Origin of the sequence: Enterobacter cloacae complex sp. I1M (genome assembly GCF_014982425.1) — a bacterium.
Lineage (GTDB): Bacteria > Pseudomonadota > Gammaproteobacteria > Enterobacterales > Enterobacteriaceae > Enterobacter > Enterobacter intestinihominis.
On the sequence record NZ_JADCLG010000057.1, the window covers coordinates 2,787 to 18,746 of the forward strand.

General features: G+C 49.1%; 12 protein-coding genes. All 12 read right to left on the bottom strand.

Annotated elements, in window-relative coordinates; genetic code table 11:
• Window positions 1–1,266, bottom strand: a 1,266-nt coding sequence (gene murJ / locus INF86_RS22080) for a murein biosynthesis integral membrane protein MurJ (RefSeq protein ID WP_227414849.1), incomplete at its 3' end; no start/stop codon positions are given.
• Entirely contained in the window at window positions 1,263–2,447 is a 1,185-nt protein-coding gene (locus INF86_RS22085; RefSeq protein ID WP_038416365.1) for a glycosyltransferase family 4 protein, read from the bottom strand. The genes murJ and INF86_RS22085, both read right to left, overlap by 4 nt.
• A gap of 10 nt (window positions 2,448–2,457) precedes the next feature.
• Entirely contained in the window at window positions 2,458–3,588 is a 1,131-nt protein-coding gene (locus INF86_RS22090) for a glycosyltransferase (protein WP_023295010.1), read from the bottom strand.
• Window positions 3,585–4,904, bottom strand: coding sequence for an O-antigen ligase (locus tag INF86_RS22095; protein WP_032609654.1), 1,320 nt, complete (start codon window positions 4,902–4,904; stop codon window positions 3,585–3,587). The genes INF86_RS22090 and INF86_RS22095 overlap by 4 nt, the downstream gene beginning before the upstream one ends.
• A 34-nt stretch (window positions 4,905–4,938) precedes the next feature.
• Window positions 4,939–6,321 (bottom strand): phosphomannomutase/phosphoglucomutase, encoded by a 1,383-nt coding sequence (locus INF86_RS22100; protein WP_032609656.1) that lies wholly within the window; start codon window positions 6,319–6,321, stop codon window positions 4,939–4,941.
• On the bottom strand, window positions 6,321–7,718 hold the full coding sequence (locus tag INF86_RS22105; protein ID WP_193543929.1) for a mannose-1-phosphate guanylyltransferase/mannose-6-phosphate isomerase: 1,398 nt from the start codon (window positions 7,716–7,718) through the stop codon (window positions 6,321–6,323). Before INF86_RS22105 ends, INF86_RS22100 begins: the two co-directional genes overlap by 1 nt.
• A 327-nt stretch (window positions 7,719–8,045) precedes the next feature.
• Window positions 8,046–8,942, bottom strand: coding sequence for a GalU regulator GalF (gene galF, locus INF86_RS22110; RefSeq protein ID WP_038416367.1), 897 nt, complete (start codon window positions 8,940–8,942; stop codon window positions 8,046–8,048).
• A gap of 174 nt (window positions 8,943–9,116) precedes the next feature.
• A complete protein-coding gene (gene wcaM, locus INF86_RS22115) occupies window positions 9,117–10,508 on the bottom strand; it encodes a colanic acid biosynthesis protein WcaM (protein ID WP_193543930.1) in 1,392 nt (463 codons plus the stop codon).
• Between the two features lie 12 nt (window positions 10,509–10,520).
• On the bottom strand, window positions 10,521–11,741 hold the full coding sequence (gene wcaL / locus INF86_RS22120; protein ID WP_193543931.1) for a colanic acid biosynthesis glycosyltransferase WcaL: 1,221 nt from the start codon (window positions 11,739–11,741) through the stop codon (window positions 10,521–10,523).
• Window positions 11,738–13,018, bottom strand: a complete 1,281-nt coding sequence (gene wcaK / locus INF86_RS22125) for a colanic acid biosynthesis pyruvyl transferase WcaK (RefSeq protein ID WP_022648628.1) — start codon at window positions 13,016–13,018, stop codon at window positions 11,738–11,740. Before wcaK ends, wcaL begins: the two co-directional genes overlap by 4 nt.
• Before the next feature lie 15 nt (window positions 13,019–13,033).
• Entirely contained in the window at window positions 13,034–14,512 is a 1,479-nt protein-coding gene (wzxC, locus tag INF86_RS22130; protein ID WP_155025710.1) for a colanic acid undecaprenyl disphosphate flippase WzxC, read from the bottom strand.
• A gap of 1 nt (window position 14,513) precedes the next feature.
• Entirely contained in the window at window positions 14,514–15,908 is a 1,395-nt protein-coding gene (wcaJ, locus tag INF86_RS22135) for an undecaprenyl-phosphate glucose phosphotransferase (protein ID WP_193543932.1), read from the bottom strand.
• Window positions 15,909–15,960: the final 52 nt, after the last annotated feature.

Here is a 15,960-nt window from a genome sequence, read left to right on the forward strand (position 1 = left end):
TCTTAAGTAACACGCGCTAAGGATAAACATCATTAAACTGTATATCGAATTCCCTAGCCCTAACCCAAATGCACCCCACATTTTATACGTCGCCAGGTTGACAACCGCATTACTCAGCAATGCAACCATCATCACAACCAATACTTTCTTATTATTGAGATGTGCGCTCAATGCCTTAATGAATATATAACCTATCACCTGAGCCCAAAGGCCTATGCACATTCCTTGAATAATATCAGTTGTTACCGTTACGGAGTGCTGATCAAATGCACCACGCATAAACAGTAGAATAACGATGTCTTTTGCATAGAAAAAAATGAAAAAAGACATGTTTATAACAAGCAGTGCCAGCCAATTATAAATAAACCTTATCTTATCTCGAACAACTTCTGGATTCTGCGATGACCATTCAGATAATCCAGCAAATGCTATTGGCACAGACAAAATAAAAACAACAGTGTCAGTAATAAACCGGGCATAATCGAGTCCGGACACTACATCAATACTGATTAATGATGCTAGTGCCCTTTCCAGAGTAATATTACCTTGCAATATTAGAGGTAGTATAAGCAAGGGCCGAAGCGTTATCCAAAAACTCTTCATTACCAATTTGACTTCGGCCGCATCAAAACGACCAGGGAGGGCTAGAATAGTGCCCTTTCTTGCACGGATAAGCGCCCAGATACTAAAAATTATATAGCTACCTGTAAAACCCCATGCAAGTAATAGATAATTATTATAATAATATGCAGCAACCACTCCCAACAGCATGCCGACATTCTGAATGGAGGCCCGCATAGATATGGGTTTATAATCTCCATGTGCCATCGACAAATAATTTATCAACGCTGAAAAAAGATAGAAAGGACAACAAATTGCCATTATCTTAAGTAACTCAGTCGACATCTCACGCGCATTCCCGCCAATTCCGGGAGCCATGATACCGATCCAATAGTCTGATAAAAAATACAGAACAATGAATATAAATACAGATATCAGAGCGAAAAAAATAAACATACAGAGCTTGAAAGTCGATGCACGAAATTCATTCTCGGTGAGATATTTTTTATATAATGGGATGAATGCTGAATTAAGGCTGTCACTGGTCATAAAGTTTATTGGTACTAGGGTTCCCGTTTGCGCAATACGGTAAGCCCCGTTGATATCTCCTGTACCAAAAAATTTTGCCATCAAAACTTCCCTGACCAAACCAAGGACCTTCGAAAGCATATTGCCGCCAAGCAGCTGGCTAATGGCTTTTTTCATTGTGATTTGTTACTCATCATTCTATCGAGCAATGTTTGATATTTATTAGCCATTGTACTTAAGCTATAATCGTTAGTAACAAAAGAGCTCCTTTTTTCAAGCCCCTCTTGAATTTTACAATCTATTTCATTTACATTAGTTGAAAAAATCAAGTTATTTAAAGCACCAGGATTATCAATCGTGGTTTTAAAATTATTACCAACGACAATAGGTAAGCCTGAAGTCAACGCCTCAAGCATATTCAAGGTTAGACCGACTTCAATACGATCGCTTAAGAATAAAAGACAATCTGAAGCCGAAAGGTACTCGCTTATTTGCACTCTTGTTTTATTACCTACTAATAAAACCGAATCAGCTATACCCAGAGAGTGTACATACTCTTGTATTTGTTTTCGATGAGGCCCATCACCAACAATTATTAGAAACGAGTGTTTGTTTAAGTTTCTATATTCATTAAATAGTTTAATAGCACTTAGAACGCCCTTTTGCTTATGTAAACGTGAAACTGAAAGGAAAACCTTTATGTTGGTTTCGATATCATGCTCACTTCTTTTCAAAAGACGTCGATTTTCGTCATATCCAAATAGGGCATTATCAACACCATTATTGATGCACACACATTTATTTTTTTCAAAAAAATGTGACAAAATACCTGATGTTAGCTGCTTATATACATGACCTCCAACAGCTACAATTTTGTCGAATCGGTTATAACTCAGGATATCTTTTACAATCCAGGAGAAGTTTCTGACACTACCTATTATTGATTTAATATTTTTCGATCTAAACTTCGATACTATTTCGCCTAACGAAGTTCCGTGAGCCTGGAAAATAAATTTAACATTTGGAAACTCTTTTTTGAGCTTAACAATCTCGTAAGCTCCAGAGCTCACACTAATTACCGAATCAATATTTTTCTCAAGAATTATTTTTCGTGCTTCTAAAGAACTTCGACTCCACCAATAACGACTATATTTACCTGAGGGACTGCCAGCGACATAGCTAACAGCGAAGTTTTCATTCTGTTGTTTTTTTTCTGGTTCAATATCAGTTGTTAGAACAGTAACGTCGTTATTTGAATTTTTGGCCAACTCTGATACTAAATCTAATGTAATAAGCTCCATACCACCAAGTGTATGAATGGGTAACGAGCGGCAAACAATAAGAATATTATGTTTCATGCGCAGCCTATTATAAAAGTTTTTGATATATATTTTCTAATTTTGTTGTTTGTTGAGATAAGTTAAACTTTTGATTAACAAATTCACGCGCATTAGTCCCCATAATAAATCTTATATTTTCATTATTAGATAAGTATGAGATACGATCTGCAAGCTGCTTGTCATCTCGCTCTTTAACTAAAAATCCAGTTTGCTCATCTATAATCGCCTCTGGTATCCCACCATGCTGAGTACCGATGACAGGAACACCGGTCACTGCCGCTTCAAGAAGAACCATACCCAACCCTTCAGCATCACCGGTTTTCGCTGTAATGCTCGGTAAAACCAACATGCTAGCTTTACGCATCCATGCCATAACATCGACGTGGGGCAACGCGCCTGTAAAAGTAACGGTTTGATCCAGACCAAGGGATGTGACCTGAGCCTTCAGCCCATCCAATAACGGCCCTTCTCCTATAATCACAAGCTTAACATCAGGATTTAATAACTTTACCTGCTTGACTGCATTGATTAAAACGGCTGTCCCTTTTTTCTCTACCAGCCTTGCAACATGAAGGATAATGCCTTGATCGTCCTCTTTTGCACGCGGCTGATATTTATTCACATCAATACCAATATAGTGCTGAATGATTTTGCTTTCCGGGAAACCGTGTTGCAGAGCCTGGCGGGCAATGAAATCTGAAACACAAATAAACTTATCACCCTGACTTTTTACTTTATGTTGATGAAGAAGATAATTAATCCAGGCGGGTGACCGTGACGCCAGTAAATCCTTATTACTGACCGTCACATCAAATCCATGAAGTGTTGTCACCAAAGGAATACCTTTCTTCTGCGCCAGCTTTAAAGCATAAAGTCCATCGATCGCAAAGTGTGCATGAATGAGGTCTAAGGGCTGTGATTTTAAAACAGACTGATAAGGCAGCTGCGACGTGGTGATCGCATTCACCATTTCTGCGAGTTTACCGTAAACATTTCCATGTTCATTCAATACACATGCGACTGAGCCTTCTGGTTTCGTCCCGATAAGGCGTCTGCCGATATAGCATTTATCAAAACACTGTAATGCTTCAGCCTGCTGCTGAATAAAAACTTCCGAACCCTTAAAAAGCTGGTTTCTGAAAATACCGACCGTCTTCATTCCTGTACCCTATTATGCCGATTAATTGGTAAATTTGCTGCCAGGCAAAGCCCAAGCATTACGGCTAACACGATCATCTGGTGTTGCTCACCTATTAAGCCAAAGTTTTCGCCAAATCCGTGAGCAAAAAGCCAGGAAAGCACCATCAGGAAGGAAAAGCCGATGTTTTTTTGTTCATTATTTGTACTTCGTATTGCTCTCAAAGCAACCCCAATGCTGCAAAGGATAAAACCTAGCCCCAGCATTGAAGCAATAATTCCTGACTTAGACCAAAGATAAATAAGCGTGTTGTGTGGCGGAAGGAAATAATCAGTGTGCTTACTGTAATCGGCTTCCCAACCACCGTAGCCCTGCCCCATCAGTGGATTATTTAAAAATGCGTCAAACGCATAGTTCCATATCTCGTAACGTGTTTCAGCCGTATCCGTGGATTCTTTTAAAAAAACGCTTTGTTCGGTAATGCTGAAAACAACGCTTATAGCGATTAATACTATGGCAAACGAGGCGCCTACTGAACTCAAAATGACGCGTGTCGAACGCTGAAGTTTCAGATAGAAAATAAATGCCGGGATAAGTATCGCGAAAAGGACGCCCGCTTTGGAGCCGGTAAAAAATACGGTTGCCCAGAGCAGAATAGCCATCATAAGCGTGATTTTTGATTTCAACGCCTTGTAAATGCCCCAAGCCATAAAGGATGAGATTCCTGCATAACAGGCAGCAGCATTGGCATTAACGAACAAAACCCCACCCGCTTTAACCGGATCGTAGAAGTTATTCCTGGCTCCATCTAATAAGCTCTGAAGCGTATTCATTCCCATCGTATATTTACTTATAGGGGACAACACTACCGCCAATTCGAGTGACTCATTAAATCTAAAGGTGATGACCGTAATCGCCTGCAAGCAAACAAAAAACAACATAACGTTGATAGTTTTATACAATGCAACTCGATCTTTCACCGCTAAAACGTAGACGGCGTTTGAGATGACGATAAATTCACACAAATAGGCAATATCACGAATACCCATCGATTTCTCAACCGACCACGCAAGGCTCAGGGTGCTGATGAGTATCAGGCCAAGAAGCATAATATTCGTTGCTTTTGCTAAGAACCGGTTTGCATTAATAATAAATTCAGGCAGGAGCAATGCCGGAAGCAGAAATGCCATTGGAACATCGGCTCCACCTAATTGCACCAGATAGAGCTGCGGAATGCTACATACCAGCACCATTAACAACCTGATGCGTAGGTGCAGAGCGAGGAAAACAAAAAAGAAAATTAAACCTACGATTGCCGCTAATAAGACTTCTAACATTAATATTTTCCCACGCGATTAGGCAACTTAGAAATTAGCTTTTTATCAGCCCTAACAGCTCATCTCGTTTCGCTTCCATTAAACCCAGATCGGCATCTGCTTCCACATTTAGACGCAGCAGCGGTTCGGTATTGGAGGTGCGAATGTTAAAGCGCCAGCCCGGGAAAGACATGCTCAGTCCATCCGTGTAGTCAATATCCACAGCCAGGGAGGAGTAGCGGTTTTCAATCTCATCAATTAACGCAGAAGCATGGACCACTTTGCGATTAATTTCACCAGATACAGGGAAGCGTGCGATACGTGATTCCACCAGCGAGCCAAGAGAGCGTCCGGATGTTATTACCAGTTCAGCAACCAGCAACCATGGAATCATGCCGCTGTCACAATAAGCAAACTCACGGAAATAATGGTGAGCGCTCATTTCACCGCCGTATACCGCATTCTCTTTGCGCATACGCTCTTTAATAAAAGCATGACCGGTTTTAGACATCACAGGGATCCCGCCCGCGCGCTCGACAATATCAACCGTATTCCAGGTCAGTCGCGGGTCGTGGATGATTTTCGCGCCACGCTCTTTATTCAGGAAGGCTTCTGCTAAGAGTCCAACGATATAGTAACCTTCGATAAAATTGGCTTTCTCGTCAAACAGGAAGCAGCGATCAAAATCTCCGTCAAACGCGATACCCATATCCGCTTCAGCTGTAACAACCGCATTGGCGGTATCCTGGCGTGCTTCTGGCAGAAGTGGATTTGGAATACCGTGCGGGAAAGTACCATCCGGATCGTTATGAACTTTTATAAAATCGACAGGAATGCCGGCCGTTTTGAAACGCTTTTCAATTTCATCAATAACGTGCCCCGCGGTACCATTACCGGAGTTGATGACTAACTTAATCGGTTTAATGCGGAAATTGTCGAGATTGATATAGCCCAGTAAATGATCAACATACTCATTAAGAACGTTAATCTTTTTATAGCTTCCCATACGCTGAGATGGGGCGAAATCATTTATTTCCGCGAGGAGCTGGATCTCTTTCAAACCCGTGTCACCGCTGATCGGCCGGGCACCGCTGCGAACCAGCTTCATCCCGTTATAGTCAATCGGATTATGGCTGGCCGTTACTTCTATACCGCCATCAACGCCCAGATGGAAGGTGGCGAAGTAAATCTCTTCTGTGCCAGAAAGTCCAATATCAAGCACATCACAGCCGCCCGCCATCAAGCCTTCCGCGAGAGCCAGCTTCAGAGACTCACTTGTCAGACGAACGTCGCCGCCGACAACAACCTGTTTTGGTTCCAGACATTGCGCATAAGCGCGACCAATACGCCAGGCAATATCCTCATTAAGCTCTTCACCTAATTTCCCCCGAATATCATAGGCCTTAAAACAACTTAATTTTTTATTGTTATTTTCCATTATGAAATCCTTAGTACGTCATCTTCACCCAAATAACTACCAAACTGAATTTCCAGAATTTCCAGATTTATTTTTCCTGGATTCGAGAGCTTATGTTTTTTTCCCACAGGGATTGTCGTTGATTCATTTTCAGTGAGATAAATTTCGTTCCCTTCGACACCAATTAGCGCCGTTCCGGTCAGCACAACCCAGTGCTCAATACGATGATGATGCAGCTGAAGCGAGAGCTCACCACCAGGAATAATGGTTACACGGTTAACCCGGTAACGCGTATCACGAACAAGCGTTTCGACATGGCCCCAAGGCATATAACGCGTGGTATGTTCGCGACATTCAGCACGTGAATGGGCTTTTAGATGCTCAACAACAACTTTCACATCCTGGACATTATCCTTATGGGAAACCAGCAGCGCATCTTTGGTATTAACAATAATAAGGTCGTCCAACCCTAACGCTGCGGTTAATTTCCCTTCGCTGCGGATATAACAATCGCGGGTCTGATGGGTGAAAACATCGCCAATCAGCGCGTTGCCATTAGCATCATGCGACGAGGTTTCCCATAGCGCTGACCACGAGCCCACGTCGTTCCACCCTGCATCCATCGCCGTCACAATGCCCAGGTCTGTATGTTCCATCACCGCATAGTCGATGGAATCAGACGGACAACAGGTGAATGTCTCTTTATCGAGTTTGATAAAATCGAGATCGCTGACGGGCTGCTGCATGGCATTTTTGCATGCATCAAGGATCGACGGACAAAATTTCGCAACTTCGTTCAGATAGGAAGAGGCCCGGAACATAAACATACCGCTGTTCCAGAGATACTCTTTACTTTCGAGGTAAGAGATAGCGGTCGCCTGATCCGGTTTTTCAACAAAGCGCTTGATTTTCCAGGCGGTAGACTGATCGGCATGTTGTTCTTCACCACGCTGAATGTAGCCGTAGCCAGTTTCTGGCTGCGTAGGCACGATACCGAAGGTAACCAATTTGCCTTGTTCTGCAAAAGGAATGGCGTTGGTAATGACGGAATGGAATGTGGCTGTGTCGGCAATCAAGTGATCGGCAGCCAGAATGAGCATGAGAGGATCTTCACCAGTTTCCAGTGCATGGAGGGCAGCCAGAGTAATAGCCGGTGCCGTATTGCGCCCAACAGGTTCAAGAATGATATTCCCGGCGAGCTTATGCATTTGTCTCAACTGCTCGGCCACCAGAAAACGGTGATCTTCATTGCAGATAACAATCGGATCGGTCACATCCAGACCGTCGAGGCGTGAAATCGTATTTTGCAGCATCGATCCGCCCTGATGGAATGAAAGGAATTGCTTAGGCTGCAACTCGCGAGACATCGGCCATAGTCGACTCCCTGTTCCTCCTGCGATCACCACTGGAAGTAACATCCTGCTTCTCCTGCTTTGCTCAATACTAGATTGTGTGTAAAAAAGGCACGCTACCGCCCCTGGCTTAACAGCTACCAGTGCACTGAGCGAATGTTGAATAAAGGATTTTGAGGTCTGATTACAGACAAAAAACTGGCGTTAATTGTCGTCCTAAATGGATTCGGAAACAAGCACAAATCGTTACAAATCAGTCCAGATTTGAAGCAGGTAACTCTCTGTTATCACAGGAATTAATAACAAAAAGCGGCAGCCATCATTTTGTTTAGGTAACAACATAACAAAATGATGGCTGCCGCGCATAAGGTCTTTCAGGCTGCGGAAGGACTATCAGTCGTTAGCCAGCAACTTCTCAATCCGGCTTCTGAACTTCGCCCCTTCCTTCAGGTTACGCAGGCCATAGTTCACAAACGCCTGCATATACCCCATTTTCTTACCGCAGTCATAGCTGTCACCGGTCATCAGCATGGCATCAACGGATTGCTTTTTCCCCAGCTCGGCAATCGCATCGGTCAGCTGGATACGGTCCCAGGCGCCCGGCTCGGTTTTTTCCAGCTCAGCCCAGATATCGGCATTCAGCACATAACGGCCGACTGCCATCAGGTCGGAGTCCAGGGTCTGCGGCTGATCGGGTTTTTCAATAAACTCAACAATACGGCTCACCTGCCCTTCCGACTCCAGCGGCTCTTTAGTCTGAATAACAGAGTACTCAGAGAGATCACCCTTCATACGTTTCGCCAGCACCTGGCTGCGACCCGTTTCGTTAAAGCGTGCCACCATTGCCGCCAGGTTGTAACGCAGCGGATCGGCAGAGGCGGTATCAATGATGATATCGGGCAGTACCACGATAAACGGGTTATCGCCTACGACCGGACGCGCACACAGGATCGAGTGGCCCAGACCCAGCGGCTGCGCCTGACGCACGTTCATGATGGTCACGCCAGGAGGACAGATAGACTGAACTTCCGCCAGAAGCTGACGCTTAACGCGCTGCTCAAGCAACGCTTCGAGTTCATAAGAGGTGTCGAAGTGGTTCTCTACCGCATTCTTCGAAGAGTGCGTCACCAGAACGATTTCTTTGATCCCTGCAGCAACAATCTCGTCGACGATGTACTGAATCATCGGCTTGTCAACGATCGGCAGCATCTCTTTAGGAATTGCCTTCGTGGCTGGCAACATATGCATGCCCAGACCCGCTACCGGTATGACTGCTTTCAAATTAATCATTATTTCTTCCACCTTAAAATGGTTGACGAATTATAGCTTTTAAACCTGTTTTCGCCAGCATGTTTTGCCGTAAATATTAAGTAATCCTAGGTCACCCCACCACAAATTACAGTAGTTGTAATCTGAATAGATCGCGATTTCGTTCCAGGAATTGTCGCAAAATAGTCTGGATGATCACCTGTGCGGCAGCGCAAAATTCAACCGTTCCGTATTCACCACGTGTTGATCAACGCGATCAATATCCACCGAGCTCTGCCCCTTTTCATTAACCGCTTTTATGTTCGCAAGCGACAGCAACGTCTCGTTTTTAGCCATAAATTTCCCGCGCACGTCTTTACGCAAATCGAAGTTCATCTTCAGGGCCGGTCCCGTTGTTGACTCCTGCATCACGTTGATATTACGTAAGAAAAGGTGTTGGGGTTTGTTATGCAGCTCAAGCGTTGCCCGCTGCATCTCCACGTTGGTGATGGCAACAAACGACGTGGCATTGCCGGAGGAAATCTGTATCCCGCGCAGCTTATAGGCAAGCTGTCGGTTATCCAGGCGAATATCGTTAAGTTTGAAGTTCTGCGGTATCGACAGATAATCGCCCTTGATCACGCCATAGCCAATTAGCATTCCGGCGCTGTTGACCATATCGACATTATCAATAACGAAATTATCACAGCCATAAATAGCTACCGTCGCGTTATCAATTCCGGCCTTTTTACTGAAGTCAGGGGTAATATTACTCGCCTTGATATTACGGATCACAAAGTGTTTACCGTTTTCAACATGCACCAGCTGCCGACAGTTGCTGCCTGTGATATTTGCCACCACGAAGTTTTTAACGGTCTGCTGTTCCGGATAGTCATTGTCGTACGTGCTGCCAGCCAGCCCAATGCCTATGCCCCAGTTGATCTTGCCGTTTGTGCAGTTGATGTTATCGATCACGTGGTCAGAGATCAGGATGTTACGGTCGTTAATCGCCACGTTCCACTCAATCGCGTCACCCTGCAAATGGCTGAATTTGCTGTTGGTAATGCGCGCACCGTCCACCTGATTATGGAAACCCTGGCGCAGAATGGCGTAGTTGGCCTGACTCACGGCAATGCGATCGATAAGCAGGTTACGCATCACTCTCGGCTTTTTACCGCCAATGTAGATCTGGGTGACGGGGCCGAAGCCGCTCATCGCCAGCCCTTTAATGACACAGTCGGAGCCACGCACGTCCAGCGTAATGTTATGCGTGCGCCCCTCTCCTTCCCCAATGACCTTACAGCCTTCCTGGAGCACAAACCGCCCGCGGCCGTTGCCCTTCAGCGCACCGCGGATCAGCAGGGTTTTGCCATCAGGAATGAAAATGCCGGTATTGATGTTTTCACAGGTTAACCCGGCGGGAACAACAACGGTATCGCCCTCGGTAAATGCCTGCTTAAAGGCGGCGATCCAGTCGTTATTGTTATAGCGATCGACAGAAACCGTCTTCCCGGTTGCCGCCAGCACAGCGCGGGGCGACAGCAGCGGCATGGCAGCCAGGACGGATAAAGAAGAGACAAATCGGCGTCGGGTAATCTTATTCAGCATACAACCTCAGCGTTACAGCGTTTGCAGCAGGCTCGCTAACTGGCGATTTATCAACTGCTGATTGAATTCTGCTTCAACTTTTTGCCGCGCATTTTGCAGCACAGGGATCAGCGTCTGCTGGTCGATATCGCTGAACGCGGCCAGACGGTCCGCCAGCGCCAGCGCATTGTTTTCAGGGACCAGCCAGCCGGAATGCTCAGAGGTGATCAGCTCCGGGATGCCGCTGTGTAACGTCGAGACCACCGGAATGCCGACCGCCATCGCCTCCATCAGCGCCACGGGAATGCCTTCCATATCGCCGTCGGCGCCGGTTACGGAAGGCAGCAGGAACACATCCGCCTCGTCGAGCATGGCTTTCACTTCGTGGCTCGGCTTGAAGCCCGGCATCTCGACCACGTCTTCCAGCTGATACTGTTCAATCAGCGTGCGCAGACGACGCTCCCACGGCCCGATACCCAGGATGCGATAGTGGAAGTCCACACCACGCGCCTTCAGCTGGCGACAGGCTTCGATGGCTACGTGCAGCCCTTTCTTTTCGGTCAGGCGGGCAACAGAGATAATTTGCAGCGGCTTGCCCGGCACCTTGACCGGTCTCTGGGTGAAGCGTTCCATGTCCACGCCCATGCGTGAAACGGTGATTTTCTCGATCGGGCACCCCATGGTTTTCAGGCGCCCGGCCCACAGGTCGCTTATCGGCAGCATCATGTCGCCACGGCGAAACAGCTGCTGATATTCCGGCGTGTAGTGGTTCAGCACTTCACGGCTGGAGATATCGATACCGTGGAAAATCGTGGCGATTTTGCCGTCAATCACCCCCAGCTCACGCAGTTTTGCCGCCGTGACGCCAGCCGGGCCAAAGTGAGCGATAAAGACATCGGCCCGGTACGGCTGGGCCGTTTGCCCGCAAATGGCGGATAAGATCAGGTTGCGGGCCTCCGCCCCATAGCGCGACATATTCAGCGCCCGCCACGTCGAGGCGCGATGCAGGCCGCGCAGCGTCTGTCCGGCGCGATGGCGCAGTTTGTTCATCCGTCCGGCGGGTTCGTCCTGCAACCAGCGGGTTTTCGCCTCCAGCCCATACTGGGTATACGCCGCATGGGTGTTTTGCGTATCGCCCTTTTGCAGGGCGATAATCTCCACGTCATACCCCATATCGATAAACGCGGTGATTTGGTTCAGCACAAAAGTTTCAGACGACAGCGGAAATTTCAGTAAGAAGAAACCAACCTTCATTTCCCCTCCCGGACGCGGTCGAGGACGGATTTCACCATGCCAATACCTTTTTCGCGTTCGGCTTTCACCGCCACCGCCAGACGTTCGTTGATCGCAGGCAGCTGGCCGAGCGTGTCGCCCACCATCGCACCCAGCGAACCGTCCAGCAGATGACGAATATCGACGGCCATTTCCGGCATACCGAGCTGCTGCATAATGCCCGCGGACTTGTGTTCGTAGTTGATGGCGATGGCTGGCGTGCCGAAGTTCATCGAGATAATGGCCGAGTGCAGACGCGTGCCCACGGTCAGGTCGCAGGCGGAGAGCAGCTTGCCCATCTCCAGGTCGTTCAGTTCGTCCATTACCACGTGGTAGCGGGACGGGTCGTTCACCAGGTTGCGCAGGTTGAGCGCCACCATGCGGTCATCTTTGTTGTAGCTGTCAATACCGGTACAGGTGGAGAGCGCCAGCACCTGGTAACCGCTGTCCAGCACGCGGTTCACCACCTCGGCAAAGGCTTTTTCATACGCAGCCTGAGTCGTGCCGAGGCGTTTATCGAAGGGCGCAAGTTCACGCAGGGTAATGGCGACGGTTTTCTGTTTTGCCGCCACGTCCAGCCAGTGCTGTACCGCGTAGCTGGCCTGGAAGCTGTCATCCTGATGATCTACCAGCCAGGCGGTGTCTACGCCGTGCTCCACTTTGGTGGTGTCGATTTCGCTACGTTTCATCATGTCGAGGCTGACCGATTCACGCAGGATCAGCGCGTCACAGTGGCCGAAGACATAGTTCGCCAGCTGGTTGAACTGCGGATCCTGGAACGGCCCGACGCTGTGGCCGATCATAAACAGCGGTTTTTTCGCCATAAAGGTGCAGAGCGCATGCTCAAACTGTGGCACGCCGTACAGGTCGACGAAGAACGAACCGCCCACCTGAATAATGGCGTCATAGCCGGACAGCAGACGCACGAAATCGGTAAAGCCCTGCGCGATGGCGATGTTGCGCAGCTTGCCGGTGTCGGTTACGCGAGAAAGCAGCACCTGATGCTGGTAGCGGCGACGCAGTACTTTCTTCACGCGCCCCATCACGCCCGCAGCGTTGTTGTGCTGTTTCATCTGGCTGTAGAGCGGGTCGCCCATCACCGGGCGGTTCAGTAACCAGGATGAGCTGACCGGATAACGGCTCATCACATCCACTTCTGTCTCAGGCTTAAGGGTGTTAATTGCATCCAATAAACCGCGCAGGATGGCGCTGTCGCCACGGTTGCCGCAGGTATGGTTGCCAAGAATAAGTAATTTCATAATGGCCTCGTAAAATTAGCCTGCGCGAAGCAGCGTTTTCATTTTTTCGTTACGGCAAAACTGGCGCTTTATCTCAACCACCAGCGCATTGCGTGACAGTACAATCATCACGCCGAATGCCAGCGCGCCTGCCGCGACCTGCACCGCAAGCAGCGCCGCCAGCGGCAGATGCCCGTTGAGCACCACGCCCAGGCCGTAGCTCACCGCCAGAGTCGGTAAGGAGAGATAAAACGGCAGCCACAGGCTGAGAATGTACTGACGGTAGCTGGAGCCCAGCACCGGTTTGATCATCACGAAGTAGCTCAGCACGGTATTAACGATCTGCACCAGCAGGAAGCCGAGCGTCACGCCAATGGCGCCCGCCATGTGCCCGCCCACAATAATTGCCGGAATAAACAGGAAGGTTTTAAACACGTTGAACTTGAAGCTGATATCCACGCGCGCCTTCGCCATCAGCAGAGAACCAATTGGATTCCCCACCGAGCGCAGCAGCCCCACAACGCACAGCAGTTGCAGGATCGGGATGATGCTGTTCCACTTCTCGCCAAACACCAGCGGTACGAAATTGCTGGCGACCACCATCAGCCCCAGCAGTACCGGGAAGTTGATGATCCCCACCACGGAGAGCAGCTTGTAAAAGTTTACGCGCAGCTTCTCGGTATCGTCCTGAATTTTGGCGAACGCCGGGAACAGCACGCGGGTAATGATGGGGTTGAGCTTCATCGGTGGGACAACCGCGACGTTATACGCCAGGTTGTAGCCGCCCGCGACGCTCGCGCCCAGAATGCGCGCCAGCACCAGCGTAGAGAGGTTAGTATTCACATAGTTGATAATGCTGTCTGCCGTCAGCCACGCGCCGAAGCGCAGGTTGGATGAAACAGACGCCAGTGAAAAATGCAGTCCCGGGCGATAAATCTTGCGGCCAAAGAAGCCAAACAGCAGCGTGCGCACGGCAGAGTTAACGAGGTAGCCGAGAATGGCGGTCATCGCCAGCGGCCAGAAATGGGCGCTGACAACGGTGAAGGTAAAGCCCGCCAGCACGGCGCTGGTTTCAATCATGCCGATCTTGTTGAACTCCAGCTCTTTCTGCATCAGCGCGCGGAACTGCTGCCCGTGCGGGATCACCACGAAAGCAAACGACAGTGCGCGCATCAGCGGCGCCAGGTCCGGGTTATGCAGCACGCTGGCAATCACATCGCTCAGCAGGAACACCAGCACAAAGACGAAGATACCCAGCCCGACGTTCAGCCAGTAGAGCGTGGTCAGCTCCAGGTGGCTAATCTCTTTGCGCTGGATAATCGAGTTGGCGATACCGAAGTCAGACAGCGTATCGGCCAGCGCGATAATCACCAGCGAGACCGTCAGCAGGCCGAACTGGTGGTTATCAATAATGCGCGCCAGCACCGTCATCTGCACCAGGCCGAGGCCAATGATGACGATGGTGGCCATGGCTGACCATTTTGCGCCGCTGATGGTTTTTTCTCGTAAGCTCATCTTAGTACGCCGCTTTATTCACGAAGCCTTTGAAAATGGTCAGAAAAACAATCTTGATATCGAACCAGAGGCTCCACTCGCGGATGTACTCCAGATCGAACTCGATGCGTTTTTCCATTTTTTCCAGCGTGTCGGTCTCGCCGCGCCAGCCGTTGATCTGCGCCCAGCCGGTGATGCCTGGCTTCACCTTATGGCGCAGCATGTAGCCTTCAATCAGGGTACGGTACTGCTCGTTATGGGCCACGGCGTGAGGACGAGGCCCGACGATGGACATCCCGCCGGTGAACACGTTGATGAACTGCGGCAGCTCATCGAGCGAGGTACGGCGCAGGAAGTTACCCACGCGGGTGACGCGCGGATCGTTCTGCGTCGCCTGGGTCACCACCTTGTCGTTCTCCATCACCTTCATGGAGCGGAATTTCCACACCATGATCGGCTTACCGTCCATGCCGTAGCGGGTCTGACGGAAGATGATCGGCCCCGGAGAGCTGAGCTTCACCGCCAGCGCAATGCAGCACAGCACCGGGGAGATGAGCAGCAGGATCAGGGACGAAAGTACGATATCCTCCACGCGCTTCAGCACGCGGTTAATCCCAGACAGCGGCGTGTCGTACAACGGAACAACCGGTACCCCGTTCACCTCTTCAATACGGGAGTGGAGAATATTGAAGGTAAACACGTCAGGGATGAGGATCACCGAGCAGGTGGTATCGGCAAGCTCGCGCATCAGTGTCTTGATGCGGGATTCATCTTTCATCTGCATGGCGATGTAGACGTTGTGAATTTTGCTGGCTTTCGCGTCTTCTATCAGCTGTTCGTAGCTGCCCGCCCAGTCAGATGGTACGCCGCCGGGCTTCGCGTCGTGATAAACCCCCACCACTTCAAAACCTAACCACGGCTCTTTGCGGAAGCTGTCGAGCAACACCTGTCCCACCGGCAGGTCGCCCGCCACGGCAACAAAGCGACGGTTATACCCACGGTTGCGCAGCCAGCCCGCGCCAAAGCGGATCAGCGAGCGGCAGACCACCATGCCAACGCTGGTTAACAGATACCAGCAGAGATAGGTCACAAGCCGATTATCAAAATCATGGCTGAACGCCACCAGGCCTGCGCTGAAAATCAGGCTTAAGGTCCAGTTCTGGAGCAGCAGCATCAGTTCGGTGGTCATTTTGACGCCACGCCATGAACGATAGAAATCGGTCATGCCGCCGATCATCTGAAACACCACCAGCGCAATCAACGCCATCAGCAAGTGCATGTATAAGAACGACTGCCCGCTGACCCAACACACCGCCCACAGTCCGCCGACCATGATGGTGATATCAGAAAAACGCTGCACCATAGAGATTAACGATGCATTCGTTCTCGCTCGCTCGCGCTTTTTTAGATTTGTCATCGTTGTTCCTTTAGTTCTAAACCTTTCCCCTCGCCCCTCACCCCGGCCCTCT

Bases quoted from the DNA above. Each gene is read 5' to 3' on its own strand.
- wcaM (WP_193543930.1), bottom strand. From the start codon at position 10,508: ATGCTGAATAAGATTACCCGACGCCGATTTGTCTCTTCTTTATCCGTC.
- wcaK (WP_022648628.1), bottom strand. From the start codon at position 13,018: ATGAAATTACTTATTCTTGGCAACCATACCTGCGGCAACCGTGGCGAC.
- galF (WP_038416367.1), bottom strand. From the start codon at position 8,942: ATGATTAATTTGAAAGCAGTCATACCGGTAGCGGGTCTGGGCATGCAT.
- wcaJ (WP_193543932.1), bottom strand. From the start codon at position 15,908: ATGACAAATCTAAAAAAGCGCGAGCGAGCGAGAACGAATGCATCGTTA.
- wzxC (WP_155025710.1), bottom strand. From the start codon at position 14,512: ATGAGCTTACGAGAAAAAACCATCAGCGGCGCAAAATGGTCAGCCATG.
- INF86_RS22090 (WP_023295010.1), bottom strand. From the start codon at position 3,588: ATGAAGACGGTCGGTATTTTCAGAAACCAGCTTTTTAAGGGTTCGGAA.
- INF86_RS22095 (WP_032609654.1), bottom strand. From the start codon at position 4,904: ATGTTAGAAGTCTTATTAGCGGCAATCGTAGGTTTAATTTTCTTTTTT.
- INF86_RS22100 (WP_032609656.1), bottom strand. From the start codon at position 6,321: ATGGAAAATAACAATAAAAAATTAAGTTGTTTTAAGGCCTATGATATT.
- wcaL (WP_193543931.1), bottom strand. From the start codon at position 11,741: ATGAAGGTTGGTTTCTTCTTACTGAAATTTCCGCTGTCGTCTGAAACT.
- INF86_RS22085 (WP_038416365.1), bottom strand. From the start codon at position 2,447: ATGAAACATAATATTCTTATTGTTTGCCGCTCGTTACCCATTCATACA.
- INF86_RS22105 (WP_193543929.1), bottom strand. From the start codon at position 7,718: ATGTTACTTCCAGTGGTGATCGCAGGAGGAACAGGGAGTCGACTATGG.